The sequence below is a fragment of the Sinorhizobium sp. M4_45 genome (assembly GCF_002885915.1).
GTDB classification, from domain to species: Bacteria; Pseudomonadota; Alphaproteobacteria; order Rhizobiales; family Rhizobiaceae; genus Sinorhizobium; species Sinorhizobium meliloti_A.
Window position 1 is genome coordinate 401,359 of record NZ_NWVE01000002.1, and the last position, 26,749, is coordinate 428,107.

22 protein-coding genes and 1 riboswitch are annotated in these 26,749 nt (G+C 64.2%); of the genes, 8 read left to right on the forward strand and 14 right to left on the reverse strand.

Features of this window, described 5'->3' with window-relative positions; genetic code table 11:
* The first annotated feature begins 211 nt into the window (after window positions 1–211).
* A complete protein-coding gene (locus tag CN933_RS07575) occupies window positions 212–2,521 on the forward strand; it encodes a DUF1217 domain-containing protein (protein ID WP_018094411.1) in 2,310 nt (769 codons plus the stop codon).
* A gap of 53 nt (window positions 2,522–2,574) precedes the next feature.
* On the opposite strand, the gene CN933_RS07580 is transcribed toward CN933_RS07575, so the two are convergent.
* The 3 genes from CN933_RS07580 to CN933_RS07590 all read right to left on the reverse strand — a co-directional run bounded on the left by CN933_RS07580 (window position 2,575) and on the right by CN933_RS07590 (window position 5,691).
* Window positions 2,575–4,008 (reverse strand): FAD-binding oxidoreductase, encoded by a 1,434-nt coding sequence (locus CN933_RS07580; RefSeq protein WP_026168545.1) that lies wholly within the window; start codon window positions 4,006–4,008, stop codon window positions 2,575–2,577.
* Between the two features lie 46 nt (window positions 4,009–4,054).
* Window positions 4,055–5,029, reverse strand: coding sequence for an L-threonylcarbamoyladenylate synthase (locus tag CN933_RS07585; protein ID WP_018094412.1), 975 nt, complete (start codon window positions 5,027–5,029; stop codon window positions 4,055–4,057).
* Window positions 5,030–5,094: 65 nt separating this feature from the next.
* The gene (locus CN933_RS07590; protein ID WP_026168546.1) at window positions 5,095–5,691 is read right to left on the reverse strand and encodes a DUF6656 family protein; all 597 of its coding nucleotides are present in this window, start codon (window positions 5,689–5,691) and stop codon (window positions 5,095–5,097) included.
* Window positions 5,692–6,011: 320 nt separating this feature from the next.
* A riboswitch (cobalamin riboswitch) is annotated at window positions 6,012–6,214 on the forward strand.
* Window positions 6,215–6,327: 113 nt separating this feature from the next.
* Between CN933_RS07590 and CN933_RS07595 the strand changes: the two genes are divergently transcribed.
* Both CN933_RS07595 and CN933_RS07600 read left to right on the forward strand, forming a co-directional pair.
* Window positions 6,328–7,572, forward strand: coding sequence for an aromatic ring-hydroxylating oxygenase subunit alpha (locus CN933_RS07595; RefSeq protein ID WP_102761393.1), 1,245 nt, complete (start codon window positions 6,328–6,330; stop codon window positions 7,570–7,572).
* Window positions 7,569–8,669, forward strand: a complete 1,101-nt coding sequence (locus CN933_RS07600) for an FAD-binding oxidoreductase (protein WP_018094415.1) — start codon at window positions 7,569–7,571, stop codon at window positions 8,667–8,669. The genes CN933_RS07595 and CN933_RS07600 overlap by 4 nt, the downstream gene beginning before the upstream one ends.
* 1 nt (window position 8,670) lies before the next feature.
* Here the strand turns inward: CN933_RS07600 and CN933_RS07605 are convergent, their stop codons facing one another.
* On the reverse strand, window positions 8,671–9,732 hold the full coding sequence (locus CN933_RS07605) for a glycoside hydrolase family 25 protein (protein WP_018094416.1): 1,062 nt from the start codon (window positions 9,730–9,732) through the stop codon (window positions 8,671–8,673).
* Window positions 9,733–9,990: 258 nt separating this feature from the next.
* Here CN933_RS07605 and CN933_RS07610 point away from each other — a divergent pair, with 258 nt between their 5' ends.
* The 4 genes from CN933_RS07610 to mcpU all read left to right on the forward strand — a co-directional run bounded on the left by CN933_RS07610 (window position 9,991) and on the right by mcpU (window position 15,492).
* A complete protein-coding gene (locus tag CN933_RS07610; RefSeq protein ID WP_018094417.1) occupies window positions 9,991–10,410 on the forward strand; it encodes a BA14K family protein in 420 nt (139 codons plus the stop codon).
* Between the two features lie 149 nt (window positions 10,411–10,559).
* Window positions 10,560–12,341 carry an acyl-CoA dehydrogenase family protein gene (locus tag CN933_RS07615; protein WP_018094418.1) on the forward strand — a complete coding sequence of 594 codons (1,782 nt, stop codon included), beginning with the start codon at window positions 10,560–10,562 and terminating at the stop codon, window positions 12,339–12,341.
* A gap of 9 nt (window positions 12,342–12,350) precedes the next feature.
* Window positions 12,351–13,103, forward strand: a complete 753-nt coding sequence (locus CN933_RS07620) for a crotonase/enoyl-CoA hydratase family protein (RefSeq protein ID WP_018094419.1) — start codon at window positions 12,351–12,353, stop codon at window positions 13,101–13,103.
* Window positions 13,104–13,398: 295 nt separating this feature from the next.
* Window positions 13,399–15,492 (forward strand): methyl-accepting chemotaxis protein McpU, encoded by a 2,094-nt coding sequence (gene mcpU, locus CN933_RS07630; protein ID WP_018094421.1) that lies wholly within the window; start codon window positions 13,399–13,401, stop codon window positions 15,490–15,492.
* Window positions 15,493–15,573: 81 nt separating this feature from the next.
* Here mcpU and CN933_RS07635 read toward each other — a convergent pair whose 3' ends face one another.
* The 7 genes from CN933_RS07635 to CN933_RS07665 form a co-directional block, all read right to left on the reverse strand.
* Window positions 15,574–16,821, reverse strand: coding sequence for a class I SAM-dependent RNA methyltransferase (locus tag CN933_RS07635; RefSeq protein ID WP_018094422.1), 1,248 nt, complete (start codon window positions 16,819–16,821; stop codon window positions 15,574–15,576).
* Window positions 16,818–17,573: a TlyA family RNA methyltransferase gene (locus tag CN933_RS07640; RefSeq protein ID WP_018094423.1), complete on the reverse strand. Its 756-nt coding sequence runs from the start codon at window positions 17,571–17,573 to the stop codon at window positions 16,818–16,820. Before CN933_RS07640 ends, CN933_RS07635 begins: the two co-directional genes overlap by 4 nt.
* A gap of 51 nt (window positions 17,574–17,624) precedes the next feature.
* Window positions 17,625–19,538 (reverse strand): 1-deoxy-D-xylulose-5-phosphate synthase, encoded by a 1,914-nt coding sequence (gene dxs / locus CN933_RS07645; RefSeq protein ID WP_033047215.1) that lies wholly within the window; start codon window positions 19,536–19,538, stop codon window positions 17,625–17,627.
* A gap of 220 nt (window positions 19,539–19,758) precedes the next feature.
* Window positions 19,759–20,682 carry a pirin family protein gene (locus tag CN933_RS07650; protein ID WP_018094425.1) on the reverse strand — a complete coding sequence of 308 codons (924 nt, stop codon included), beginning with the start codon at window positions 20,680–20,682 and terminating at the stop codon, window positions 19,759–19,761.
* A 199-nt stretch (window positions 20,683–20,881) separates the two neighbouring features.
* Window positions 20,882–21,133, reverse strand: a complete 252-nt coding sequence (locus CN933_RS07655) for an exodeoxyribonuclease VII small subunit (RefSeq protein ID WP_003535810.1) — start codon at window positions 21,131–21,133, stop codon at window positions 20,882–20,884.
* A 3-nt stretch (window positions 21,134–21,136) separates the two neighbouring features.
* Window positions 21,137–22,066 (reverse strand): histone deacetylase family protein, encoded by a 930-nt coding sequence (locus CN933_RS07660; RefSeq protein WP_018094426.1) that lies wholly within the window; start codon window positions 22,064–22,066, stop codon window positions 21,137–21,139.
* A gap of 62 nt (window positions 22,067–22,128) precedes the next feature.
* Window positions 22,129–23,097, reverse strand: a complete 969-nt coding sequence (locus tag CN933_RS07665) for a zinc-dependent alcohol dehydrogenase family protein (RefSeq protein ID WP_018094427.1) — start codon at window positions 23,095–23,097, stop codon at window positions 22,129–22,131.
* 13 nt (window positions 23,098–23,110) lie between these two features.
* Between CN933_RS07665 and CN933_RS07670 the strand changes: the two genes are divergently transcribed.
* A complete protein-coding gene (locus CN933_RS07670) occupies window positions 23,111–23,512 on the forward strand; it encodes an acyl-CoA thioesterase (RefSeq protein ID WP_018094428.1) in 402 nt (133 codons plus the stop codon).
* Here CN933_RS07670 and CN933_RS07675 read toward each other — a convergent pair.
* The 3 genes from CN933_RS07675 to CN933_RS07685 are packed head-to-tail and all read right to left on the reverse strand — an operon-like array spanning window position 23,500 to window position 26,741.
* Window positions 23,500–24,693, reverse strand: a complete 1,194-nt coding sequence (locus tag CN933_RS07675; RefSeq protein WP_018094429.1) for a thiolase family protein — start codon at window positions 24,691–24,693, stop codon at window positions 23,500–23,502. The two genes, CN933_RS07670 and CN933_RS07675, sit on opposite strands and share 13 nt — an antisense overlap.
* Entirely contained in the window at window positions 24,677–26,173 is a 1,497-nt protein-coding gene (locus CN933_RS07680; protein WP_018094430.1) for a class I adenylate-forming enzyme family protein, read from the reverse strand. The genes CN933_RS07675 and CN933_RS07680 overlap by 17 nt, the downstream gene beginning before the upstream one ends.
* 4 nt (window positions 26,174–26,177) lie before the next feature.
* Window positions 26,178–26,741, reverse strand: coding sequence for a biotin transporter BioY (locus tag CN933_RS07685; protein ID WP_018094431.1), 564 nt, complete (start codon window positions 26,739–26,741; stop codon window positions 26,178–26,180).
* Window positions 26,742–26,749: the final 8 nt, after the last annotated feature.

The following is a 26,749-nucleotide window of genomic DNA, read 5'->3' on the forward strand; positions in this document are numbered from 1 at the left end:
GCAAGGTTTCTCATTCGTCAATGAAACCGCGGGCATTTTCGATGTGCTTTGCCGGGGCGGGATGCGGGCGGAAAACGGGCACCCGTTTTTTCTCATCCGCTCCAGCGGGAAAGCCACACACAAGCATGCTGCGCGATCTTCGCCATCATCGGAGTGGTTTCAGGGGATGTCGGCGCGCCGGCGGTCCCCGTTCCTTGCTGGCGGGCGACGCATGGTTTCGACTTATCTCGACTACAATCTGATCGCACGGGACATGAAGCTCAGCCTGAGACGCGTGTCGGAGCAGACGATCGTCGCCCGCGACACGCAGTATTACAGGGAGAACATCGGCAGTGTGGCCTCCGTCGACGAGTTTCTCGCCGACTACCGCCTCTATTCCTACGCGATGAAGGCCTATGGCCTGGCAGATATGATCGAGTCGGTCGCCTTCATGAGGAAGGTGCTCGAAAGCGACCTGTCCGACGATAACAGCTTTGCCAACAAGTTGACGGACGAACGATACCGCGAATTCACGATGGCGTTCAGCTTCAGCGGTGGAACGGCGGTTTCCCAGACCGAAGCGCAGCTCGACGAGATGATCGGGCTCTACAATACGAGTATCGCCAGCATCGGGGAAACCCAGAAGGAAGAGACGCGCTATTACAACGTCATGATCGACAAGGTAACGAGCGTCGATCAGCTTCTGAACAATGAGCGTCTGCGGACCTATGTCTTCACCGTCTTCGGTATCGACGAGAGCACGTACTCCCGTGAAACGCTCCGCAACGTTCTCTCCAGCAATGCCGACGATCCGGACAGCTATGAGAAAACCGTGCTCGAACCCAGACTGTCGGAGCTCGAGGCTGCCAGAGCCGACGCTCAGGCGAAGCTCCAGCAGAGCGGCACGACGGAGGCGGAAAAGCTGGAACTCCGGGCGAAGATAGCCACCTACAACAAGTCGATTTCCACGGTCAGCAATTACCTGGCGATGGCGGCGGCTTTCCAGTTCAACGCCGACGGCACGGTGGCCGCGGGATCGGCGCAGACCGCCGCGCACAAGAAGACCATGAATGAACTCTACGTCTCCAGCAATCCCCGGATCACCCCCCAGGCAGCGCTCCTGAACAAGGCCTATTTCGAGGAAAAGATCGCGAGCATCACGACCGTCAGCGAGCTTGTCGCCGATACGCGCCTCTATAACTACATCCGCACGGCCTTCGATCTCAACGAGGTCACCATCGTGCCGGCGACGATCAAGAATATCCTGACCAGCGATCCGGACGACCCGAACAGCTACATCAATACGATCGGCAAGGGGAACGAGAACTACAAGGCGCTCGCCAGGGCCTTCAACTTCCAGGCGGACGGCACGCTCGCGGCGGGCGATGCGGCGCAGACCACGGAACAGACGACACTCACCTCCAGCCGTTACATGACGCGCTACAACGACAAGGACGACGCAGCGGACGCGAAGGCGATCGGCGCCTATAAGCTTGCCGTCGAGAAGATGGCGTCCGTCGGCGACTTCATCGACACGGCTTCGATCTACGATTTCGCGCTGCAAGCCGTCGGTCTCGATCCGGACGCCGAAAGCGCGCGGACGATCAAGCGGGTGCTGACCAGCGATCTCACCGATCCGGAAAGCTTCGTCTACACGCTGAAGGACGAGCGTTACCTGAAGCTCGCCCAGCTGTTCAACTTTACGACATCGGGCGACATCGGCGTTCCGGCATTGGCGCAGTCGGAGACGCTGATTCAGGAGACCGCCAAGACCTACATCGTCAACAAGTCCCGTTTTGGCTCGGAGGAGGACAAGACCAAGGCCAAAGCGGATGCCGAATATTATACGGCCGAGGTCGCCAAACTCTCCTCTCTCGACGAATTTCTGGCCGATTCCCGCCTGGTCGATTTCGCTCTGGCGGCAAACGGCATCGATCCCGAGAATGTCACCGTCGATTTCCTTCGCGACATCTTCACCTCCGATCTGGACGATCCCAAGAGCTTCATCAATCAGCAGCAGAACTCCGGGGCCTATATCGCCCTGGTCACCTCGTTCAATTTCGACCGCGGCGGCAACGTGCTGCGCGAGGACAAGAGCGTCATCATCACGCGGCAGGGGCTTTACGAGACCCTCGACCGGTATCTGCACCAGACGCTGGAAGAACAGGCCGGCGAGGACAATGCAGGTGTCCGCCTGGCACTCTATTTCGAGCGCCAGGCAGGCTCGCTCGTCGACGCTTACGATCTCCTGGCCGATGATGCGCTCGCCGAAGTGTTCCGCACGATCTTCAGCCTGCCCGACGAATTCAGTTCCATGGACATCGACCAGCAGGCCAAGATCGTCGAGAAGAACCTCGAGCTCGAGAAGCTGAGCGATCCGGCCGAACTGAAGAAACTCCTCGCGCGCTTCACCGTGCTCTACGATCTGGAGAACAACATGGAAGTCGATCCGGCCGTGGTGGTGCTTTCGGGCAGCGGCAGCAATATCGGCATCAGCGCCGATACGCTCTTCCAACTGTCGCAGCTCAGGAAGGGCGGGTAGGGCTTAACGCCGGCCGGACCGGAACGCGCTTCCGGATGCCGTCGTTACTCGCCTCAATCCTCGCGCAGCACCTTATCGGGGTTCATGATCCCCGCCGGGTCGAAGGCGTGCTTGATCCGACGCATAAGCTCGATCTCGATCGGCGAGCGGATCGCCGCGAGTTCGTCGCGTTTCAACTGGCCGATGCCATGCTCGGCAGATATCGAGCCCTCATGTTTGAGCACGACGGCGTGAACGATCGCATTGATCTCGCGCCACCGGTCGAGAAAGCCCTGCTTGTCCGCACCGACGGGCTGGGAGATGTTGTAGTGGATATTGCCGTCGCCCATATGGCCGAAGGCGCAGATGCGTGCGCCGGGAATGGCCTTGGAGACCAGCGCATCCGCTTCCGTCATGAAGGCCGGAATGCTCGATACCGGGACCGAAACGTCATGCTTGATCGAGCCGCCTTCGGGCTTTTGTGCCGGCGACATGCTTTCGCGCATGTGCCAGAGGGCTCTGCGCTGCGCTTCGTTCTGGGCAATGACGGCGTTCTCGACGAGACCGTCGGAGATGACCGCTTCGAGAAGGTCTTGCACCATCCGCTCCGCGCTTTCGGCGGTATCCGAGGTGGAGATATCGATCAGCGCGTACCACGGATGCGTCGTTTCCATCGGATCTCGAACGCCGGCGATGTGCCGGGTGGTGAACTCGATGCCGAGCCGCGGCATCAGTTCGAAGCCCGTCAGGGCCGGCCCGCAGAGGCTCGATGCCCGATCGAAAAGCGTCAGTGCGTCCTCGACGCTTCTGAGGCCGGCAAAAGCCACCTGGTGGCCCCGCGGTTTCGGGAAGAGCTTCAAAACGGCGCCGGTTATGACGCCGAGCGTTCCCTCGGCACCGATGAAAAGATCGCGCAGATCGTAGCCCGTATTGTCCTTCTTGAGGCGTCTGAGCCCGTTCCAGATCTCCCCGGTCGGAAGCACGACCTCCAGCCCCAGGCAAAGCTGGCGCATATTGCCATAGACAAGCACGGCAGTGCCGCCGGCATTGGTCGAAAGATTGCCGCCGATCCGGGCGGAGCCTTCCGAGCCGAGTGACAGGGGAAAAAGCCGGTCGACGTCATCGGCGGCCTTCTGGATATCCGCCAGAATACAACCGGCATCGGCCACGATCACGTTGCCGACCGGGTCGATGTCGCGGATGCGGTTCAGCCGCTCGAGGGAAAGGACCACGTCGGCTCTGCCCTCGCGCGGAATCTGGCCGGCCACATGTCCGGTGTTGCCGCCCTGCGGCACGACTGCCGTTCGGGTCTGGCTCGCAAGGCGCATGACCAGCGAAACTTCCTCGACGGAGCCGGGCCTGAGCACGAGCGGCGTCGTGCCGTGATAGAGCCCGCGGGACTCGACCAGGTAGGGGGCCGTGTCGGCGGGTGCGGTGAGGGCATTGCCGGGCCCGACGATGTCGACGAAGGAGGCGATGAGTTCGGGAGATGGAAGTATGGTGGTCATGGCCCTGCCTCGGATCACGTGGTTGCTTCAAGCGTGCCGGTGGCCATCAGCCCCGCGGCGCGGCCGCGCGCTGCAGCCGGTCGATGATCGCTTCGCCGAGCCCCTCGCTCGGGATCGGGCCGAAAGCTATGGTCGCGGCGCCGCTGGCATCCGCCTGTTTCATATAATCGAAAAGATTGGCCGCGGCTTCCCGCAGGCTGCCGCCCGGACTGAGATCCAAAACGATCGCGGCATCGCCTTCACCGGGAAGTGTCTTTCCGCCGAAGCGGATGAGGGCTTCTCCTTTCCGGACCTCATCGGCATTGAGCCGCACAGCGGCACCGGGAGCGTAATGCGAGGCGAGCATGCCGGGCGCCTCGATGACGGCGCCGGCGGTCTCAGGGCGCTCGATGGGGAGCCCTGTCAAAGCTTCGATCTCTGCCGCGTCGAGCCCCCCGGGCCTCAGCAGCCGCAGCTTTCCGTTCTCGACCTTGACGATGGTCGATTCAAGGCCGATCGCGGCCGGGCCTGCGTCGAGGATGAGCTTCAGCCTGGAGCCGAGATCCGCCTGCACATGGGCCGCACTGGTGGGACTGATCTTGCCCGAGGTGTTGGCGCTCGGCGCCGCCAAAGGCCGTCCGAATCGGGCGATCACCCGACGCGAGAAGCCGTCGGGCATCCGAATTCCGAGCGTATCGAGACCGGCGGATGCGAGCGTGTGCACGGTGCTTTCCCGCCGCTGCGGCAGGATCAGCGTGAGGGGGCCAGGCCAAAAAGCCTCGGCCAGACGTCTCGAAACCGGATCGAAGGTCACATGCGCCTCCGCCATCCCCAGATCGGAGACGTGACAGATCAGCGGATTGAACCGCGGACGCCCCTTCATCTCGTAGATGCGGCTGATCGCATCGGGGGTCGTGGCATCGGCGGCAAGGCCGTATACGGTCTCCGTGGGGATCGCCACGGGTTCCCCGTCCGAAAGAACTGCACAAGCCGTCTCGATTGCCCGCTCCGGTTCGATGCGCGTGTCGATGATTTCGGCCATGGCGTTCTGATCCTTTCCGTCGCTTCCTTAACGGAGCGATTGCAAAAACAGAACGATTTTCTTGGTCAAAGGCTGCGAATGATCCGCCGCAAGGCTTCGTCGCGTGCGCCGAGCATCAGCACGTTCTTCAGCGCCACCTTCGGATCCTGCGTCCGGAAAATCAGGCCGTTGCCGCGCACGTTGCGGTTGACGACGATCCGTCCTTCGCCGGCATCGGGCTCGATCGCGACGGCGAAATACATGCGCGAATAGCCCGGCTGGATACGGTCGAAGAAATGGGTCTCGTTCCCAAGGTCGCAGAAGAAGTTCGCGAGATAAAAGGACCAGGTGATCTCATGTCCCTTTGCGAGGCAGGTTTTCGCGGCGGTCACGTGGCAGTAGCCGAGATGCGGACTGTTGGCGAGCGTACGATGGAAGACCATCTTCGGGAACTGCATCGAGGCATGAAACCCGTTGATTCGGCTGTGGGTCGTCTCGCCCGCCGTCGTCAGCTTCCGCGCCGTCTGCTGCGCAACCTCGGCATAACTCAGATACTGCCGCTCGTTCGCCATCCACCGGCGTCTATCGATCCGGCCGGTCCGCAGGAACTCGGTGTGAGCCTTGGCTTTCGCCGGTGCGACCGGCATCTTGTCGGCAGCGTCGTAATATCGGAGTTTTGCCATGGGCGTCGTCGCGCCGTCCTGTCCGCAAGCGGGTTGATGGTAGCGAACGTAAATCATCACAGTTAACGAATTGGTTCGTTTGCGGCCGTGCGGGCATCGATCAGACCTTGTGTCGGTGGGCCGTGTCGTAAAATGGCCAGTCGCCTTCGCGCTATGAACGGCGCTGCCGAAAAATCCGCCGGCTGCGCGGAGATTCACCTACTTCCTTGTTTGTTATGGATAATATCCGTCTGCCAATCGTGCCGATTACGCCGCGAATGGCTGTCGTCTTTCTGGAATCGGATGTCGTCTATTGGCAGTTGCCGGACCGGCCCGCAGGCTTAGATGAGGACACTCAAGGTGCTGCCTCGAAGGGAAGGCGGAGAATTGGGAAGCCGGTCAAATCCCGGCGCTGCCCCCGCAACGGTGGTGGAGCGAACAGCCACGGCAGAAGGCCACTGGACACAGCGTCCGGGAAGGCGCCGGGCAGGTCCCTTGCGGACAGCTCCAGAGCCCGGAAACCAGCCTTGAAGCAGAAACAGACCGTAGCTGGTTGCGGCGGGCAGCCGGATCGGAGCCAATTGCGTTGCGGGTCCATGCGGCCGGCGCGGGTTCCAGTCCTGCCTCTCCGAAACGGCGGAAAACGAGGATAAGGGCATGGAAATTCAGACCGAAATGCTGCGCAAGCTGAAGACCCGTCGCGAAGGCTACAGCCTCGACCGCGCCTTCTACGTCGATCCTGGTTATTATCGCCAGGACCTGGAACAGATCTGGTACAAGGATTGGCTGTTCATCGGCCATGATTGTGAAGTCCCGCGGCCGGGGAACTATTTCACGGTGCAGGTCGGCGATTACCCGGTCGTTATCGTTCGAGACAGACAGGGCGCGGTGCGGGCACTGCACAATTCGTGCCGCCATCGCGGCTCGCGCGTCTGCACGCAGCACAAAGGCTCATCCGCCAAACTCGTCTGTCCCTACCACCAGTGGACCTACGAGCTCGACGGCCGCCTGCTCTTCGCGCGGCAGATGCCCGAGGGCTTCGACCCGGCCGAACACAGTCTTAAGCCGATCCACTGCGAAACCGTCGGCGGTTACATCTTCATCAGCCTTGCCGAACAACCGATGGACTTCCGGCCGTTCCGCGAGACGGTCGCGGCCTATCTCGCGCCGCACCGCCTCGGGGAAACGAAGGTCGCCTTCGAGAGCACGATCGTCGAGAAAGGCAATTGGAAGCTCGTCTGGGAGAACAATCGCGAGTGCTACCACTGCGCCGCCAATCACCCGGAACTCTGCCGTACCTATCCCGAAGCGCCGACCGTAACCGGTGTCCAGGGGGCGATGAACGACCCGGAAATCGGCGCCCATTGGCAGAAATGCGAGGCGGCGGGCCTTCCGAGCGCTTTCGGGATCGCGCCCACCGGCCAGTTCCGCATGACGAGAATGCCGCTGATCAACGGCGCCGAGAGCTATACGATGTCCGGACAGAAGGCCGTACGCAGGCAGCTCTCCGCCGGGCTTGACGCCGGTGGCATCGGTACACTGCTCCTCTTCCATTATCCGACGACGTGGAACCACATTCTGGGCGATCATGCGATCACCTTCCGCGTTCTGCCGCTCGGGCCGGAACTGACGCAGGTTACGACCAAATGGCTGGTCAACAAGGATGCGGTGGAGGGCGTCGACTATACGATAGACGAGCTGACGCACGTCTGGACAGAGACCAACGATCAGGACCGGCAGATCGTCGAGGAAAACGCGTTCGGGATACGCTCGCCGGCCTATGAGCCGGGTCCATATTCGGCCGAACACGAGGGCGGCGTCATGCAGTTCGTCGAGTGGTATTCGAACTTCATGCTGGACCGCCTTCAGGGCGGGGCCGCACAGCTCTCGCGGGTGGCATGACCATGGAAATGCCTCGCTCCTTTCACCATTTCGACGAGCTCGATCCCTGGAGAGACCGTCAGCACATGCTGGAGTGCACGTCGGCCGTAGCCGAAGCCGCCGACGTGATGACTTTCACCTTCCGCTCCGACAAGCCGGCCTGGTTCCGCTACCTGCCCGGGCAGTTCGTGACACTCGAACTGCCCGTCTCGGCCGAGCCGGTGATGCGCACCTATACGCTGTCGTCCTCGCCCTCGCGCCCGCTTTCGGTCGCGGTCACGGTCAAGGCGCAGCCGGGAAGCATCGGCACCCGCTGGATGTTCGACAATCTGAAGCCGGGCATGATGCTCAAGGCGTTCGGGCCGCTCGGCGATTTCAGCTTCGTCCGTCATCCCGGTGAAAAGTATCTCTTCATTTCAGCGGGGTCGGGCGTCACGCCGATGATGTCGATGACGCGCTGGATGGCCGACTGCGCACCGGAAACGGATGTCACCTTCATTTCCTGCGCCCGCCGCCCGGACGATCTCCTCTTCAGAACGGAGCTCGAAGTTCTCGCGCGTCAGATGCCGCGGCTCAATCTCGGCTTCCTCGTGGAGGGGCATGAGGCGCGACATGGCTGGCATGGTCTGCGCGGGCGCATCGACGCGGCGAAGCTGCCGATGCTCGCACCGGATTTCATGGAAAGAACCGTTTTCTGCTGCGGGCCCGAGCCGTTCATGGGCAATGTTCGGGCAATGCTGGAATCGGCGGGCTTCGACATGGCCGGCTATCACCAGGAGAGCTTCCAGCCCGCCGCGGCGCCGGCGGCCGAGGAGCTTGCAATTCGGGCGGGGCCGGCGGCCGATGCCGGGGCCGGTGCGGCGCGGGTGACCTTTACCATGAGCGGCAAGGAGGCGACCGCCGTTCCCGGCCAGACGATTCTGCAGACGGCCCGGGCCAACGGCGTCAGGATCGGGGCCGCCTGCGAGGGCGGCATCTGCGGAACATGTCGGGTGATGAAGATCGCCGGCGATGTCGAGATGAACCACAATGGCGGCATTCTCGACGATGAGATCGAGGAGGGCTACATCCTCGCCTGCTGTTCGCGGCCGACAAGCGACGTCCAGATCGAGGCCTGAGTTACCGCCGCTCGGATTGGTAGGGCAGGCGTGCCTCGGCGGCCCTGACGGCGATGGAGCCGGTAACAGTCTCGTCGGCGCCCGCCCCTGATCCGCTCTCCGCCTCGGCGCGGCTTATCACGAGCGGCCGCGAAAGAGCGGCCGTTGCACTTGCATTCAACGCCGGGATCGTACCGACGGTGGCCGAGGCGATAACGGTGAGCGCCGGCGGCTTCTCCGGAAGAAGCGCGCCGTGGGGCCAGATTCTCTTCAGTGCCGATGCACTCATCGCTGCGACATTCACGTCTATATCGTCGAGGGTGCCGGGCACCCGATAGGGGCAACGCTTCTTTCCGCAATTATGCGCCGACGAGAATTGCCAGAGCGCGTAGCGGTCCCAGTTTCCCATCGGAAAGACTTTGCGGATATCGGGCTTATAGCGCGCATACCAGAGCGGAAGACGCGCTAGAAGCCGATGCTTGAAGCGGTTGGCGGCAATGTGTTTCGCGGTTGCGTGGTTGGTATAGAGGACGGGATAGCGCCCCGTCCGGGCCTTCACATGGCCGGCGAAGATTGCAGCGTCTTCGAGCGACATGTATTTTTCCGGATCGATCCCTTCGATATCCAGCACCATCAGCTCGTCGTCGCGCGGATCGGCATAATCGATGAAGTGGTTCGCCTGATCGACGGGGTTGCCGGGCCTTGCCAGATGATAGGCGCCCCAGAGCAGGCCATGCGAGCGCGCGATCATCCGGCGCGTCTGATAGAGCTCCCGGCTGACCGCATATTTGCGCCACATCGTCTTGCAGTGCGCAACCGTATCGCCGCCGTGGTCACCGGTACAGGTGTAGCTTTCCGGCAGGCCGTCGGAAGCCTTCGCGATGAAGCCCGCTATCCGCTTGTCCTTCAGCATGGCCTCCCAGTCGATGCTGTTCAGCTCGTAAGCGTCGACGATGAGGGCGTTCCGCCGCTCTTTCCACGGCTCGACTTCGCTCGCGCGTGCGTTCGCCGCCGCGAAGGTCAGGCCCATCAGGACCGCCAGGCGCAAGATCATCCCTATGATCGAGATTCCCCGCTTTTCCATTCTCTGAGATTGCCGACTTAGAGTTAAGAGGTCGTAAATCTCAGCCCCGGCCTCAATCTGCGCGAGGCGGACGCTTCTGTACACCGACCCCAAGAGGCAAAGTCGACGGCCCGATTCCGCCCAGGATTGTATCGACGGAGGGATTTTTCCTTTGCTGCATCCGCGCGCGACGGTTGCTTCCTGCGACTTCTGCCCTAGTCTTGGTATGTCGCCCTTGCAAGGGCCGGTTGTACATGAAATCGAAGGCAGGAGGAAATGATGTCACTGAAATGGCTTTCGGGCGCGCTTGCAGCGATGACGCTGGCGGCATCGGCGGTGCCGTCTCAGGCTTTCACGCCTCTGCCCCCGCGGGTTGCCGTCGAGAGCGCCGTCACGGACGTTCAGTACGCGCCGCGGCGCGGTTATTATCGGTATGGCGACTTCTATTACTATAACGGCTATCGTGGGTACCGCTATCAGCGGCCCGGCTATCGCTATTACCGCGGTTGGTGGTACCCGGGGGCTGCCTTCCGACCCGGCATCGTGATCGAGCGCCGTCCCGCCGTTCGCCCGCCGGTGCGCTACGGCAGCCGGCATGTCCAATGGTGCTATGATCGCTACCGCTCTTACAGGGCTTACGACAACAGCTATCAGCCCTATAACGGCCCCCGCCGGCAGTGCTATTCTCCCTATAGCTGAGCGTTCGCATAGCTGCGCGTTCATCAGGGGCGCGCAGTTGCGCTCCGGTTCCGGTCGGTTGACGTTGACGTCCACGTAAAATCCATTAGTCTGCCGCGCATCGAAAGAGGGCCGGCGGGGATTGGCCGCGGACGCAGGGGAGGAGCACCATGTACAAGGCACCGGTCGACGAGATCGCATTCACCCTGAAACACGTCGCCGGCCTGTCCGAGGTTCTCGACGCCGGGACGTTCGGCGAACTCGGCGAGGACCTTGTGGATGCGATCCTCGGCGAGGCCGGGCGCTTCGCCTCGGAAGAGGTGGCGCCGCTCGGCGAGGCGGGCGACCGGCAGGGATCGCGGCTCGTCGATGGCGCCGTCAAGACGCCGGAGGGTTGGCGGGAGCTCTACCGCAACTGGATCGCAGGCGGCTGGAACGGCCTGACGGCTCCGGAAGCTTTCGGCGGGCAGAACCTGCCGCACATGTTGCACGTCGCCGCCATGGAAATGTGGAACAGCGGCTCGATGGCCTTCGCCCTTGCGCCGACGCTTACCATGGGCGCCATCGAAGCGCTCGAGAAGCACGGCACCGACGCTCTGAAGGCGACCTTCCTGCCGAAGATGGTTTCGGGCGAATGGATGGGGACCATGAACCTGACCGAGCCGCATGCCGGCTCGGACCTCGGCGTGCTGAAGACCCGCGCCGAGCGCCGCGGCGACGGCACCTATCGCATCCTGGGGCAGAAGATCTTCATCACCTGGGGCGAGCACGATTTCACCGACAATATCGTCCATCTGGTACTCGCGCGGCTGCCCGATGCGCCATCCGGGACGAAGGGCATTTCGCTGTTTCTCGTGCCGAAGTTCCTCGTCAACGAGGACGGTTCGCTTGGCGAGCGCAACGACGTTTTCTGCCACTCGCTGGAGCACAAGCTCGGCATCCACGGATCGCCGACTTGCACCATGATCTACGGCGACGGGAAATTCGGCGGCGAGAAGGGGGCGATCGGCTATCTGATCGGTGAGGAAAACCGCGGTCTCGCCTGCATGTTCACGATGATGAACAATGCGCGGCTCGCGGTCGGGATGCAGGGCGTCGCCATCGCGGAGGCCGCCACCCAGAAGGCGATCGCCTACGCCAAGGAGCGCACGCAGGGCCGCGCGCCGGGGTGGAGCGGCGACGGCATGAGTCCGATCATAGAGCATCCGGATATCGCCCGCACGCTGCTGACGATGAAAGCGCTGACGCAGGGATCGCGCGCCATCGCCTATGCCTGCGCCCACGCCGTCGACATGGCGCATGCCGCGCAAGGGGAGGGAGCCCGCCACTGGCAGGAGCGTTCGAGCCTGCTGACGCCGATCGCCAAGTCCTTCGCCACCGACGCCGGCGTCGACGTCGCCTCGATGGGCATTCAGGTCCATGGCGGCATGGGCTTCATCGAGGAGACCGGGGCCGCGCGCTATCTCCGCGATGCCCGAATCGCGCCGATCTACGAGGGCACCAACGGCATTCAGGCGATCGACCTCGTCACCCGCAAGCTGACGCTCTCCGATGGCGCACAGGTGCGCGGCTTCATCGCCGAACTCCGAGAGGTCGCCGCTGCCGCTGCCGCGTCGAACAGGGAAGGTTTCGGCGAGACAGCCGCACGGCTCGATGCGGCGGTTGCGGATCTCGAAGGGGCGACCGACTGGCTGCTTTCGAGGCTTCGCGACGGAAAGCTTGCCGAGGCGCTCGCCGGCGCGACCGCCTATCAGCGCCTGTTCGGCCTCGTGCTGACCGGAGTCTATCTCGCCAAAGGCGGCCTTGCCGAAGCCGGTGACGGGCGGCAGGACCGGCGCGTTGCGCTTTGCCGCTTCGCAGCGGAAAACCTGCTCTCGGAGACGAGCGCGCTCAAGGACCGTGTCGTCAACGGGGCGGAAAGTCTCGCCGCAGCCCGTTCCATACTCGACTGAGGGAAACCCATGACCGACCACGTGCTCGTCGAACGGCCGGAAGCCTATCCCGGCGTTCAGCTTATCCGGTTCAATCGGCCGGAGAAGAAGAACGCCATCACGCGCCAGATGTACGCCAGGATGACGGAGGCGCTGACCACTGCCGGAACGGATCCCGCCATACGCGCGATGGCATTCCTCGGAACGGAAGGGTGCTTCTCGGCCGGCAACGACATGGCCGACTTCCTCGCCTTCGCCATGGGGGGCAGCATGGGGGACGAGGTTTTGGATTTCCTGCGGGCGCTTGCCGGCGCGACGAAACCGATCGTTTCCGGCGTAGACGGACTGGCCATCGGCATCGGCACGACGATCCACCTCCATTGCGACCTGACGGTCGCCTCGGCCCGCTCGGTGTTCAAGACCCCGTTCGTCGATCTGGCGCTCGTTCCGGAAGCGGCCTCGAGCCTGAGCGCTCCGCGCATCATGGGCCATCAGCGCGCCTTTGCCCTGCTTGCAGCCGGCGAGCCGCTCGACGCGGCCGGTGCGCGCGAGGCCGGGCTGATCTGGAAAATCGTGGAAGAGACCGCCGTCGAAGGGGAAACGCTTTCAGCTGCGACGCGCCTGGCGAAAAAACCGCCGGAAGCGCTGCGCATCGCCCGCGACCTCATTCGCGGCGATCGCAGCGATGTGCTTGCCCGGATCGAGGAGGAGGCGAAGCATTTTGCCGCGCAATTGAAAAGCGCCGAGGCGCGCGCCGCGTTCGAGGCCTTCATGCGCCGGTAGGCGGCAATTCGCCAGGTCGCTTCCGGCCATCGCGACTTTGCATGGATCAATTTTAATCGCTTCTTAAATAGCTCCCGCTAGCGTCCAGCCGCAGTAGGTCTCCCTCGGCGCCGCAGGAATTGTGCGGCACGCGAGACCCCCGGCCGCATGAAGCATTGCCGGCTCCGCCTTTGCGGCATGTCCCATCGTTTTCCCGCCGTCCTTCAAGTCGCTCAGCGGCCGATCCGTCGCGCCCGGGAAGATCATCGCGAGCTCATCCCGGCGGCGTTGCCGCCTCTTTCAGGGAGCCCCCACCTTGTCCAAACGATCGAATCTCATGACGCGCATTCTCGTTGCCGCGTCCTGCGTCGTCGTCGGCGCCTTTGCAGGCTTTTCCGTCTATATCGACAGTCTCCAGCGCGCCACGACCACGAAAGCAGTGGAGGAGGATATCGCTTCCTCCGGAAATCAGGCGGCGCAGAGCGTCGCCAACTGGCTGAACGGCCGTGTGACGCTGACCGCGATGGCGGCGGACGCTGCCGGCCGGGTGGCTGACGAAGCGGCCATTCAGGGCGTCCTGAAGAACGACGTGCTGACCGGCGAATTCATCTCCACCTATGTCGGCGACGAGAGCGGCCGGTTCATGATCTGGCCGGACTCGAAAATGCCCGACGGCTACGATCCGCGCCAGCGCCCCTGGTATCAGCAGGCGGTGAAAGCCGATGCACGCGTCCTTACCGAACCCTATGTCGACGCGTCGAGCGGCGACCTGATCATCAGCGCCGCTGTGCCGGTGAAGCACGAAGGCAAGCTTTACGGTGTGACCGGCAGCGATTTCTCGCTGAAGGCCCTCGTTTCCATGGTCAACGGCATCGATGTCGGCGGCGAAGGCTTTGCGTTCCTTGCCAACAAGGATGGCCAGATACTGGTTCATCCGAATGCCAAGCTCGTGACGAAGACGCTCGCCGACGCCTTCCCGGCGGATACGCCGGCGATCGGCACCGGGATCATGCACACCGAGCTCGACGGCAAGCCGATGCTTGTGAGCTTCGTGCCGGTGAAGGGGCTCCCGTCGGTCGAATGGTATGTCGGCTTCGCGCTCGATGCGGATGTCGCCTATTCGGCGATCAGCCAGTTCCGCGTCGCCGCGACGATCGCCACGATCCTGGCGGTCGGCGCCATGATCGCCTTCCTCGCGACGCTTCTGAGCCGCCTCGTCATCCGTCCGGTAACCGACATGACCGGCGCCATGGAGAAGCTTGCAGCCGGCAGTCTCGACGTTATGATTCCGGGTGAGGAGCGGCGCGACCAGATCGGGTCGATGGCGGCGGCCGTCGCCGTTTTCCGCGCCAATGCGGTCGAACGGAAGCGCCTGGAAGACGAGGCCGAATCCAACCGGTCGCTTTCGGAGCGCGAGCGCCTCGAGCGCGAGGCGCAGAAGACCCGCGATGCAGCCGAGGTTCAGCATGCGGTCGATGCGCTGGCAACGGGTCTCGGACGGCTGGCCGACGGCGATCTCGCCTATCGGATCGGCAGTCCCTTTGCCGATCGCCTGGATCGCCTCCGGGAAGACTTCAACAACTCGGTCGCCAAGCTGCACGACGCGCTTTGCGCAGTCGGCGCGAATGCCCGCGCGATCGACGCGGGTGCGAGCGAAATCCGTTCGGCGGCCGACGACCTCGCACGCCGAACCGAGCAGCAGGCGGCATCCGTCGAAGAAACGGCCGCTGCGCTCGAGGAGATCACCACGACCGTCCGCGATTCCGCCCACCGGGCCGAGGAAGTCGGTGCGCTGGTCGCCCGTACCCGTGCCGGTGCGGAAAAATCCGGGGAAGTGGTGCAGAATGCGGTCGAGGCCATGCATGCCATCGAGAAATCATCAGGAGAAATCTCGAACATTATCGGCGTCATCGACGACATCGCTTTCCAGACCAATCTCCTGGCGCTGAATGCCGGCGTCGAAGCGGCACGGGCCGGCGAGGCGGGCAAGGGTTTCGCGGTCGTCGCCCAGGAGGTGCGCGAGCTCGCTCAACGCTCGGCCAATGCGGCCAAGGAAATCAAGGCGCTGATCACGACCTCCGGCGAGCAGGTGCATTCCGGCGTGACGCTGGTCGGCGATACCGGACGGGCGCTGCAGGCGATCGTCGCCGAGGTGCAGGAGATCAACAAGCATGTAAGCGCAATCGTGACCGCGACGCGCGAGCAGTCGACCGGTCTCCAGGAGATCAACACGGCCGTCAACACGATGGACCAGGGCACGCAGCAGAACGCCGCGATGGTCGAGCAGCAGACGGCCGCCAGTCACGGTCTCGCATCCGAGGCAGCGGCGCTCAACGCGCTGCTCTCCCAGTTCATACTGGGCGAGACGCAAGCGGCCTCTTACCAGGCCGCGAGCCGCCGCGCGGCCTGACGGCAATCCCAGGGACTGTGCAGCGGTTTCCGTCTGGAATAGCTTTGAACAAACAAGGCCCGGTTCGTCGCCGGGCCTTTTTCATTTTTCGAGCGTCGCTACCGTTTCCACATGCGCCGACCAGAGGAACTGGTCGATCGGCGTCACCCCCGTAATGCGATAACCGGCTGCGGTCAGTATCGAAAGGTCCCTCGCCAGGCTCACCGGATTACAGGAGACGGCGGCGACCTTCTTCACGCCGGATCGGGCAAGCTCGTGACATTGCGTTTCGGCGCCGGCGCGGGGCGGGTCGAAGACCACGGCGTCGAAGGCTTTCAATTCCTGCGCCATCATCGGCCGGCGGAAAAGATCGCGCTTCTCGGCGGTCACCGGCTTCAGCCCCTGGGTGTTGCGTGCGGCGAAATCCAGCGCCTTCACGGCCCTGTCGTCGCCTTCGACCGCGTGAACGCGTGCCGTTCGTGCAATCCTCAGCGCAAAAGTGCCGATGCCGGCGAAGAGATCGGCAACGCGCTTCGCCTTGCCGACGTGAGCCAGCACCAGCTTCGCCATCGCGTCTTCGGCAGGCCGCGTCGCCTGAGTGAAGGCGCCGGGCGGCGGAAAAACCGGCACACCGCCGAAATCGATCGCGGGCTTGATCGGCTCGACGACGATCTCGCCATTCAAGCTGACGCGCGCGATGCCTCGCTCGCCAAGAACGGCATCGACGGTCGAGCGCCGCTGCGGGTCGCTGAGTTTCACCCCCTCGAAGGCGAGATCGAGGCCCGTATCGGTTTCGAGCACGGTGATACGGAATGGTTCGGCGCTCGACGCCATGGCCGTGGCAATTTTGCGGATGGTCGCCAGCCGCGAGACGATGCCCGGGCTGGTGATCGGACATTCGCCGATCGAAACGATATGATGGCTCTGCATCTGGTTATAGCCGAGCAGCAGTTCCTTTTCCGTCCGCCGGGCGGTGAAAACCGCACGGCGGCGATCGCCGGGCCGCGCGATGATCAGCGGGGCGACTTCCGGCGTCAGTCCCTTCGACCTCAAGGCGTCGATGACGAGATTGCGCTTGAAGGCGTGGTAGAGCGCGTCGGATGCGTGCTGCAGCGTGCAGCCGCCGCACGTCCCGTTGACACCGTCCGGCCCGAAATGCCGGCATGGCGGCTCGACCCGCTCCGGGGAGGCCTCCTTCAGCGATATCAGCGTGCCGCTCGCCTTGTTGACCGCGAGCGAGACGGTCTCGCCGGGGAGCGTGAACGGTGCAAAGACGGGGCCAGCTTCCGTCCGAGCGACGCCGTCGCCTTGGGCGCCGAGACGATCTATGGTCACGATCCCGGTGCTCATGGCTTGCGCCCCGCCAGAAGAAATTCGCTGTTGCCGTCACCGCCGGCAATGGGCGAGGGGATCAGGCCGAGGCTTCGCCAGCCCATGTCTTCGACAAGCCACCGCTCGAGTTCGGCTGCCACCGCCGGAGCGCTCTCCGGATCCTTCAGCAGCCCGGCCTTGCTGATCGCATCGCGGCCGGCCTCGAACTGCGGCTTGACGAGCAGGATGCAGCAGGCGCCCGGTTCCGCCAAGCCGAGGGCCGGCGGCAGCGCCAGCTTCAGCGAGATGAAGGAGACATCCGAGACGATGAAAGTGATGGCGCGCTCACCGACGTCGCCGCGGGTCATGGACCGCGCATTCAGGCCTTCGATGTTCGTCACGCGCGGGTCTTCGGCGACGCGCGGATGTATCTGACCGTGGCCGACATCGACGGCGACCACATGCGCGGCGCCGCGCTTCAGCAGCACCTCGGTAAAGCCGCCGGTCGAGGCCCCGACGTCGAGACAGGTCTGCTCCGATGGATCGAGGCCGAAGTGATCGAGCGCCGCGACGAGTTTCAGTGCCGCACGCGAAACATAATCCTGCGCCGGATCGTCAATGGTGAGCGTAACGCTTTGCGCGAAGGTCGAGGCCGGCTTGGTCACGGTGCGGCCGTCGACCTTCACGGTTCCCCGCTGGATCGCGTCGCGTGCGCGTGCGCGGCTGGCCACCAAGCCCCTGTTCAGGAGCAATTGATCGAGGCGGATCGTCATCTGTGTATCTTGGGACATGGGCCGTCATCGCGCGTCCCGCCGCGCAATGCAAGCGAACTCTTGGACGGCTCAGCCGGCGGCGCCGAGGCCGACGCCGTGCTTCTGGCCGAGCGCCTTGAAGACGGTGGATACGATGCCGGCGCGGTCGAGGCCGGCACGGGCGTACATCGCTTCCGGTTTTGCCTGCTCCATCCAAATGTCGGGCATGACCATGGGGCGCACCTTGAGGCCGCCGTCGAGGAGGCCCTCTTCCGCAAGGAACTGCAGCACGTGGCTTGCGAAGCCGCCGACCGCCCCTTCCTCGATGGTGATCAGAACCTCGTGATGGCGGGCGAGCTGACGGATCAGATCATGATCGAGCGGCTTGGCGAAGCGGGCGTCGGCGACGGTCGTCGAGAGGCCGGCTGCATCCAGGTCTTCCGCCGCCAGCAGACAATCGGCGAGCCGTGTGCCGAAGGAAAGCAGCGCCACCTTGCTCCCCTGCTTGACGATCCGGCCCTTGCCGATCGCAAGAATTTCGCCGCGCTCCGGCAACTCGACGCCGACGCCTTCGCCGCGCGGATAGCGGAACGAAATCGGACCCTCGTCGAAGGCCGCGGCGGTGCGCACCATATGCTTCAGCTCCGCCTCGTCGGCCGCCGCCATGACGACGAAGCCCGGCAGTGTCGCCAGATAGGTCGTGTCGAAGGAGCCGGCATGGGTCGGCCCGTCGGCGCCGACGAAGCCGGCGCGGTCGATCGGAAAGCGGACCGGCAGACCCTGGATGGCCACGTCGTGGACAACCTGATCATAGGCGCGTTGCAGGAAGGTGGAATAAAGCGCCGCAAAGGGTTTGTATCCCTCCGCCGCAAGGCCGGCGGCGAAAGTCACCGCATGCTGCTCGGCTATGCCGACATCGAAGCAGCGTGAGGGATGCACCGAGGCGAACTTGTCGAGGCCCGTCCCGGACGGCATGGCGGCCGTGATCGCAACGATCTTGTCGTCGAGGGTCGCCTCCTGCGTGAGCGCGTCCGCGAAGACGGAGGTATAGGCGGGGGCGTTGGGCTTCGCTTTCGCCTGAGCCCCGGTAATCACGTCGAATTTGTTGACGCCGTGATACTTGTCGGCCGCGGCTTCGGCTGGCGGATAGCCCTTGCCCTTCTGCGTGACGACATGGATCAGGACCGGGCCTTTCGCATTGTCGCGAACGTTGCGCAGGACCGGAAGCAGGTGGTCGAAGGAGTGTCCGTCGATCGGACCGATATGGTAGAAACCCATCTCCTCGAAGAGCGTGCCGCCGGTGACGTAGCCCCGGGCATGCTCCACCGCACGGGTGATCGCCCGGTCGACGGTCTTGCCGAGATAGGCGGTGAGTTTCTTGCCGACCTCGCGAATGCCCATATAGGTCCGCCCGGAGGCGAGCCGCGCCAGATAGGCGCTCATCGCGCCGGTCGGTGGTGCGATCGACATGTCGTTGTCGTTGAGAATGACGATGAGGCGCGCATCGAGCGCGCCGGCATTGTTGAGCGCTTCGAAGGCCATCCCGGCCGACATGGCGCCGTCGCCGATCACCGCGATCACATTGCGGCTCTTGCCGTCGAGTTCGGCGGCGACAGCCATGCCGAGACCGGCCGAGATCGAGGTGGAGGAGTGCGCTGCGCCGAAGGGGTCGTATTCGCTTTCCGCCCGCCGGGTGAAGCCCGAGAGCCCGTCTTCCTGGCGCAAGGTGCGGATGCGATCGCGCCGGCCGGTCAGGATCTTGTGCGGATAGCACTGGTGTCCGACATCGAAGATCAAGCGGTCATGCGGCGTGTCGAAGATCTTGTGGATGGCGATCGTCAGTTCGACGACGCCGAGGCCCGCGCCCAGATGCCCCCCGGTGCGCGACACGGCATCGACCATCTCGGCACGCAATTCGGCCGCCAGCTGCGGCAGGTCCCTGTCGTCGATCTTCTTCAGATCGTCGGGATATTCGACCTTATCGAGCAGGGGAGTTGCCGGCATCGGATTGGTTGGCAGTTGTGTCACGCTGCATGCCTCATGCGCGCCGGAGCTAGGCGCGCGCATTGTTGTTGGGTCGTCGGAACGGCTCTTTCTTAGAGGTAATCGCCGTTGAATGCAAAATTAGGCTTTCCTGCGGCTTCAACCAAGAGCGGGATGAGGAAAACCTGCGCGGTTTTCCGCCGCATCGCGATCCAATGCCTGAAAACGAGCTTAACGGAGATCAGCTTGCGGGCAAGGGTATGAACTCTTCCTCGTCTCCCGGCACGATATCGAAGTGTCCCGTGCGCCATTCTTCCTTTGCCTTGTCGATCCGCTCCTTGGAGGAGGAAACGAAGTTCCACCAGATATGGCGCGGCGAGCCGAGCGCTGCTCCGCCGAAGAGCATCACGTGACAGCCTGCAGGCCCCGCGGTGATGGTGATTTCGTCGCCGGGACGAAAGACGAGGAGTTGATTGTCGTCGAAATGGTCGCCGGCGATGATCGCTTCGCCGGCAAGGATGTAGAGCGCGCGCTCTTCCCAGTTGGCCGCGAACGGCGCGCTCTTGCCGGGCTCGATCATGAGGTCGACATAGATCGTATCGGTAAAGGTGGAGACGGGCGAAGCCGCCCCTTCGAACTGACCGATGACGACGCGCGCGCGAACCCCGCCATCGGCAAGATGCGGCAGCATACGCTCCTCGGTATGCGCGAAGACCGGATCGATCTCCTCCATGGCGTCGGGCAGCGCCAGCCAGGTCTGCAGTCCTGAAAGAGAGCGTTCGTGCCCGCGCTGGTTTTCCGGCGAGCGCTCCGAATGCACGATGCCGCGCCCGGCGGTCATCAGGTTCACGTCGCCCGGGCGAATGACCATTTCGGTGCCGAGGCTGTCGCGGTGCTTGATCTCGCCGTCGAACAGGTAGGTGACGGTCGAAAGTCCGATATGCGGATGCGGGCGGACGTCGATCGCCTGGCCGGCACGCAGCAGCGCCGGGCCCATCCGGTCGAAGAAGATGAAAGGACCGACGAGCCGGCGTTTTGCCGTCGGCAGCGCCCGCCTGACCTGCAGGCCGCCGATATCGCTGGTACGCGGGATGATCAGATGCTCGATTGCGTCGCAGGCGGGCTTGTCGCCGGCGAGCGGATCGGGACCGGGAAAGAAGGACATGGCAGGCGCTCCGGTTGATGGCATTCACTGAAGATTACCGTCAGTGCTTCCGGTTCGGTAGCGGCAATCGGGAGACGGAGTGTTTCTGTTTGGAGTCCCGCAGGCGGGTTTGCACCGATGCGTGCCGCTTGTCCCTTCGCCCCGCCTGCGGGGAGTGCCGGCAGGCCGGATGAGGGGCGAATCTCGCCTGGAATGAAAACTACTCCGCGTCGAGCGGCTCGACTCCCTGCGGCCGGCCGGCGCGGTCGAGGCGGATCTTTTCGATACGGTCCTCTGCCGCCTTCAACAGTGCCTCGCAGTGCTTCTTCAGGGCCTCGCCCCGCTCGTAGATCTCGATCGATTTGTCGAGTGCGACGTCGCCGCGTTCAAGCGCCGAAACGATACGTTCCAATTCCTCGACGGCCTGCTCGAAGGAGAGGGCGGAAACGTCCGGTTGCGCATTGTTATTCATGAATTACCCTCTCATCAATCTCAGAATATGCAGGCCGGCCGACTCGGCCAGGCCTTGCAAGTCATAGCCGCCTTCGAGCAGGCTGACGATGCGGTTGCCGGCGCTCCTGCCGGCAACGTCAATGAGACGACCCGTCGCCCAGTCGAAATCTTCGCCGACCAGATTGATCTGGGCCAATGGATCGCGGTGGTGGGCGTCGAAGCCGGCGGAAATCAGAAGAAAGTCGGGCCGGAAATTTTCAAGCGCGGGCAGCACGCGCGAACGGAAGGCATCGCGGAAATGCTCGCTGCCGCTATTGGGCGAAATCGGCGCATTGACGACATTGTTCCTGACGCCCGTCTCGTCCTTGGCACCGGTACCGGGATAGAGCGGTATCTGATGCGTGGAGCAGAAGAGCACCGACGGGTCGTCCCAGAAAATGTCCTGTGTGCCGTTGCCGTGGTGGACGTCCCAGTCGACGATGGCAACGCGTTCGGCACCATGCGCCGTCTGCGCGTGGCGCGCGGCGATCGCTACATTGTTGAAAAAGCAGAACCCCATGGCCCTGTTCTTCTCGGCATGGTGGCCGGGCGGGCGTGCTGCGACGAAGGCATTGTCCGCTTCGCCCGCGAAAACCGCGTCGACAGCCGCCACAGCACCGCCGATGCCGGTCAACGCGGCCTCGAGGCTTTGCGGGCCTGCATAGGTATCGGCCTCGAGCTGGTTGATGTCCTCGTCCGGAATGTCCCGCTTGATTCGCAGCAGGTGCTCTTCCGTGTGGGCGAGCAACACCAGATTTTCATCACCCTTCGATGCCTCGACCCGCTCCAGATCCGCGAAATTCGGATGCTCCAACGCAAGATTCAAGGCCTTCAGCCGATCCGGCCGTTCGGGGTGCCCTTCCGGGACCTCGTGCTTCAGGAAGACCGGATTTTCGTAGAGATGCGTGGTCATCCCGCGAACCTAGTGCGCATGCCTGTCAAAATCCATGGCGCGCGACGCGAAACTGCCGATTTTCAACAGCGCGGATCGAGCAGGATCTTGCCGTCGCGACGCGGGTCGGCCTGATGCGCAAGGGCATCGGCGAGCCTGCTCAAGGGGTAGGTGGCGGCAACAGGGCTGGCAAAGAGGCCGCTCTGCAGCCCGGCGAAGCTGCGCAGGAAAGCGGCTTCGAGTGCCTCCCGGCCGGCGGAATGCACCCAGGTTCTCAGCCAAAGAAAGGCGAAACGTATGTCGGGCCGGCCGCTGATCGCCGTCTGAGGCACGGGTGCGCCGCTGAGCGCTCCATACTGGATGAAGGTCCCGCCGGGGCGGATGGACCGCCCGATCAGTTCCCCCGCCAGCGCGCCGCCGACGGCATCCAGCACCGCATCGAATTGGCTGTCCATGAGGAGATCGCCGCTCTCGGCCACCAGGATCCGGTGTGCCTCGCCGAGACGGCCGCGTCTCCTCTCGCTGCGAAGCATGGCTGTCGGCACCGCGCCTTCGAGCGCAAGCAGCTTCATCAGCATGCCGCCGATGGCAGAGCCCGCAGCGGTCACGCCGACATCCATGCCCTCGAGCGATCCGAAATGCTCCCGCAGCGCTTCGACAAGCCTCAACGCCGTTAGCGGATTGACATAGCTCATCGCCGCCTGCGCGTCTTCGATCCCGTCCGGCACGCGAAAGCACCATTCGGCGGGGCGGAGGAGGAATTGCTGCCAAAGCCCGCTCGCGCCGATCGGGACGACCCGATCTCCGGCCTTGATGCCTTGCACGTCCGGCCCGACGAGCCTGACGATGCCGACGCCCTCGAAGCCGGGGACAAAAGGCAGGACGGTGCGCGCGCTGTAGGCGCCCGTAACGGGGATCAGGTCCGAAGGATTGATTGCCGCGAGCGATATTTCGACCTCGACTTCGCCCGCGCCTGCGGCAGGGCGGGGTGCGTCCACGAGCTCGATGACTTGTCCGGGGTCGCCAAACTGTCTAACGAGTGTGGAGCGCATCGGGGAGCCTCGCATGGACGGCACAGAGCGGGAAAATGTCACGGAAGTCCGCATTCCGTTCCGCGATATAGACATGCACGGCCATATGCACAATGCGGCCTATTATGCGCATGCGGAGGCCGCGCTTGCCAATCTCTGGCGTCACCGGCCGGCAATTGCGGAAGAACCGGCCTATCTCGTCCGCCGCTCCGCCTGCATCTTCCATCGCGGTCTGCGCTTCGACGATCCCGCGCGCTTTACGGTGACCGTCGCGAAGATCGGCGGCAGCTCGATAGGTTTTGCCGTACGCGTCGAGACCGGCGACAAACTTGCCGCCGAGGTGGAGATTGTCTGGGTGGCCGTCGACCGTGCCCGCCATCAACCGGTACAGCTGCCGGCCCCAACCCGGGAATGGCTCGCCGGCTATGCCGCCTGATCCGGTCTGCAGCTGCTGAAGTGGGCGGCGATCCCCATGCCGCCGCCGATGCCCATCATGGCCAGCCCTTCCGCCGGGGAGGAGGCCGCGAACATCTGCGAGAACAGCCGGACGACGAGAATGGCGCCGGAAGCGCCATAAGGGTGGCCGAGCGCGATCGCGCCGCCGTCGCTGTTGACGCGTTCGGGTGCGATATCGAGCTGGTCGAGGCTCCCGAGAACCTGCGAGGCAAAAGCCTCGTTGAATTCGATGAAATCGACGCGGGCCACATCGAGCGCGGGATTGCGCGCGCGAAGCTTCGCCATGGCGGGGACGGGGCCGAGGCCGAGCAGCTTCGGTTCGACGCCGGCCGTCGCCGCATCGGTGAAGACGAGACCGAAGGCGACGCCGCGCCTGCGCGCCTCCGCGAGGTTCGTCATCAGTACCATCGCCGCGCCGTCATTGACCGGGCATGCATTTCCGGCGGTGACGGTCCCGCCAGCAACGAAAACCGGCCTCAGTCGCAAGAGCGTCTCGGCAGATGCGTTTGCGCGAGGGCACTCATCCCTTGCGACAGGCCCTGACGATGTCGGCACGGGCACGATCTCGCGCGAGAACCGGCCTGCCGCTTCGGCCGCGACGGCGCGTCGGTGGCTTTCGAGCGCAAACCGGTCCTGTCGCTCACGCGAGATGCCGCAGGCCGTGGCGACGTTCTCCGCTGCAACGCCCATATCCGGATCGCCGATCGAATCGGGCGCCATCCGCGCGCGCTGGACCGGCTGGGGCTCTTCGCCGCGCGTGAGCGGGGGCCGAAGGCGGATATGCGCGCGACTGGCGCTCTCGGTGCCTCCGGCAAGGTAGAAACGACCCGCGCCGGCCTGGATCTGCCGAGCAGCAAGGACGATCGCCTCCAACCCGGAGCCGCATTGACGGTCGACGGTGACGCCCGGAATTGCGACGGGCAATCCTGCCTCCAGCGCGGCGAGACGTGCGAGATTGCCGGCACTGTTGGCGGCATTGCCGACGATCACGTCGTCGATCTCTGCCCGGTCGATGCCGGTATCCGCAATGATCCTTTCGATCAGCAAGGCGGCAAGGCTTGCAGGCTCGATCGCGGCAAGGCTGCCGTTGACGCGGCCGACCGGCGTTCGCAGTGCGGCGATGACGACCGGGGTGCGATCGGGGTCAGAGGAGGCGTTCAAGGGCACTGTTCTCCTCCGCGATCCATTGCCGAAGCTCTCCGGCCGCGACCTTGCCGGAGGCGGTCATCGGCATCTTCCGGCAGAGCCATATCCTGCGCGGGCGCTTGTAGCGCGGCAGGGCGGCGGCAAGATGACGTTCGAGTGCCGCATGATCGAATCCGGCGCCGGGCTCGATCACCGCCGCAAGCTCGCTGCCGAGATCCGGATGATCGAGACCGAAGACAAGGGCCGCGTTCACGCCGCCGGCTCCCTGGATCACGATCTCCACCTCCGATGGATAGATGTTGTTCCCGCCCGAGACCACCATCCCGCCCGCCCGGCCGATGAGGTGCAGGGTGCCGCCCTCGTCAAGGAAACCGAGGTCGCCGACCGTCGCGAGCTTTCCTTGCCGGCGGAATCCCGCTCCGTCGCCGCCCGCGATGTAACCGTCGGATATGAGCTCGCTTTCGACGAAGATCGTGCCCGTTTCTCCTGCGGGAAGGCGCTCGCCTTTCTCGTCCCGGATCTCCAGGCGAACGCCGGGAAAGGCCTTTCCGACCGCGGTCGGCGTGTGCCTGTCCGTCGGCCGGGAAACGCTGATGAAGCCGAGTTCCGAGGCGCCGTAATATTCCGTGACCTGAGCCTCCGGAAAAGCCCGTGTCGCCGCTTCCCGATCCGCCGGCGTGAGCTTGGCTCCGGCGACGGTAATCCGTCTGACCGATGTCAACGGCGAACCGGCCGCGCGCTCGCAGAGCCGCCGCAGCATCGTCGGCACCAGCACCAGCCGTTTCGCTCCGGTGGCCGCGATCGTGGCCAAAGCCTGATCCGCCTCGAAGTGCCGAGCGCCCACGAATTCGGCCCCGGCCGTCAGGGTCTCCGCGAGCGCGTAAAGCGTCAGGCCGTGCGCCAACGGTCCCGGCGCGTAAGTCGTCGTCTCCGGCCCGAGCCCGAAAAAGCTCTGCCCGGTCTCAAGGCTCACCCGCCAGGACCGGCGGTCGCGGATGATCGCCTTCGGATCGCCTGTCGTACCCGACGTGAAGACCACGAGAAAGGGATCACCGCCGCAGCCGGCGGGGATTGCGGGCGGAGCATCGGAGGCGCCTTGCAGCAGACGGCTTTGTCCTGCCGACGGCACGTCGATGCGCAAGAGATCGCGTTCGGCGCGGATGACGATCTCCGGCCGCAGGCGCTCTTTCATCCGTTGGCGCGCGATCTCGGGCAGATGCGGGTCGATCAGGGCGGCGCAATGGCCGGCCGCGGTCGCGGCAAGGAAAGCGGCGGGAAAAAGCGGGTGATTTCCCGTTTCGAGCGCGACCAGCCGCACGCGCCCGGAGAGTATGCTTTCTTCTGTCGCCTGCGCACCCGAGCGGTGAATGGCCGAGAGGATGCGTCCGGCCTCCGCGGCAAGGTCGCCAAAGGTGAAAACCCGGCCTTCCATGCGGAAGGCCGGGGAAGACGGGCGTTCGCTCGCATGGATCGCGACTGCCTCGGAGAGCGGCACTGCGTCAGACGCGCGCCGGCAGCAGCGGATAGCCGGCGTAGACGGCCCGGGCGGCGAGCGTCGCGATCGCGGCCTTCAACAGGTCGCCCGGAACGAAGACGAGCGAACCGGTTGCAGCTGCCATCAGAGGCGTACCGGTGACGGCAGAGAGCCACGGAACCCCGATCGCATAGAGCACGACGATGCCGCCGAGGACCGAGGCGAGGAAGAAGCCGACAAATTGGCGCGCTTCCGAATTCGTGGACTGGACGAAGCGCTCGGCGATCAGGCCGGTAACGAAGGCGGCAACTGCCCAGCCGAAGATGAACCCGCCCGAGGGACCGGCCAGGACGGCGAGTCCGCCGCGGCCGCCGGAAAGTACCGGCAGTCCGATGGTGACGAGCAGGATGAGCAGGAGGAAGGCGAGGGCGCCGCGCTTCGCGCCGATGATGCAGCCGGCGAGCATCACGCCCATCGACTGCGCCGTGATCGGAACGGGAATGAAGCCGAGCGTGATCGGCGGTACGAGGCCGAGCACAACGATGATGGCAGTGAAAAGCGCAACGAGGACGAGGTCTCTGGTGTTCATATAGCCCT

Excerpts from the sequence above, each read along its gene's own strand:
- CN933_RS07670 (WP_018094428.1), top strand. The coding sequence starts at position 23,111 with ATGGACGGCACAGAGCGGGAAAATGTCACGGAAGTCCGCATTCCGTTC.
- CN933_RS07580 (WP_026168545.1), bottom strand. The coding sequence starts at position 4,008 with ATGACCACCATACTTCCATCTCCCGAACTCATCGCCTCCTTCGTCGAC.
- CN933_RS07665 (WP_018094427.1), bottom strand. The coding sequence starts at position 23,097 with ATGCGCTCCACACTCGTTAGACAGTTTGGCGACCCCGGACAAGTCATC.
- CN933_RS07610 (WP_018094417.1), top strand. The coding sequence starts at position 9,991 with ATGTCACTGAAATGGCTTTCGGGCGCGCTTGCAGCGATGACGCTGGCG.
- CN933_RS07640 (WP_018094423.1), bottom strand. The coding sequence starts at position 17,573 with ATGTCCCAAGATACACAGATGACGATCCGCCTCGATCAATTGCTCCTG.
- CN933_RS07615 (WP_018094418.1), top strand. The coding sequence starts at position 10,560 with ATGTACAAGGCACCGGTCGACGAGATCGCATTCACCCTGAAACACGTC.
- dxs (WP_033047215.1), bottom strand. The coding sequence starts at position 19,538 with ATGCCGGCAACTCCCCTGCTCGATAAGGTCGAATATCCCGACGATCTG.
- CN933_RS07635 (WP_018094422.1), bottom strand. The coding sequence starts at position 16,821 with ATGAGCACCGGGATCGTGACCATAGATCGTCTCGGCGCCCAAGGCGAC.
- CN933_RS07595 (WP_102761393.1), top strand. The coding sequence starts at position 6,328 with ATGGAAATTCAGACCGAAATGCTGCGCAAGCTGAAGACCCGTCGCGAA.
- CN933_RS07650 (WP_018094425.1), bottom strand. The coding sequence starts at position 20,682 with ATGTCCTTCTTTCCCGGTCCCGATCCGCTCGCCGGCGACAAGCCCGCC.
- CN933_RS07585 (WP_018094412.1), bottom strand. The coding sequence starts at position 5,029 with ATGGCCGAAATCATCGACACGCGCATCGAACCGGAGCGGGCAATCGAG.
- CN933_RS07655 (WP_003535810.1), bottom strand. The coding sequence starts at position 21,133 with ATGAATAACAATGCGCAACCGGACGTTTCCGCCCTCTCCTTCGAGCAG.
- CN933_RS07660 (WP_018094426.1), bottom strand. The coding sequence starts at position 22,066 with ATGACCACGCATCTCTACGAAAATCCGGTCTTCCTGAAGCACGAGGTC.
- CN933_RS07600 (WP_018094415.1), top strand. The coding sequence starts at position 7,569 with ATGACCATGGAAATGCCTCGCTCCTTTCACCATTTCGACGAGCTCGAT.
- CN933_RS07620 (WP_018094419.1), top strand. The coding sequence starts at position 12,351 with ATGACCGACCACGTGCTCGTCGAACGGCCGGAAGCCTATCCCGGCGTT.
- CN933_RS07685 (WP_018094431.1), bottom strand. The coding sequence starts at position 26,741 with ATGAACACCAGAGACCTCGTCCTCGTTGCGCTTTTCACTGCCATCATC.
- CN933_RS07590 (WP_026168546.1), bottom strand. The coding sequence starts at position 5,691 with ATGGCAAAACTCCGATATTACGACGCTGCCGACAAGATGCCGGTCGCA.
- CN933_RS07575 (WP_018094411.1), top strand. The coding sequence starts at position 212 with ATGGTTTCGACTTATCTCGACTACAATCTGATCGCACGGGACATGAAG.
- CN933_RS07605 (WP_018094416.1), bottom strand. The coding sequence starts at position 9,732 with ATGGAAAAGCGGGGAATCTCGATCATAGGGATGATCTTGCGCCTGGCG.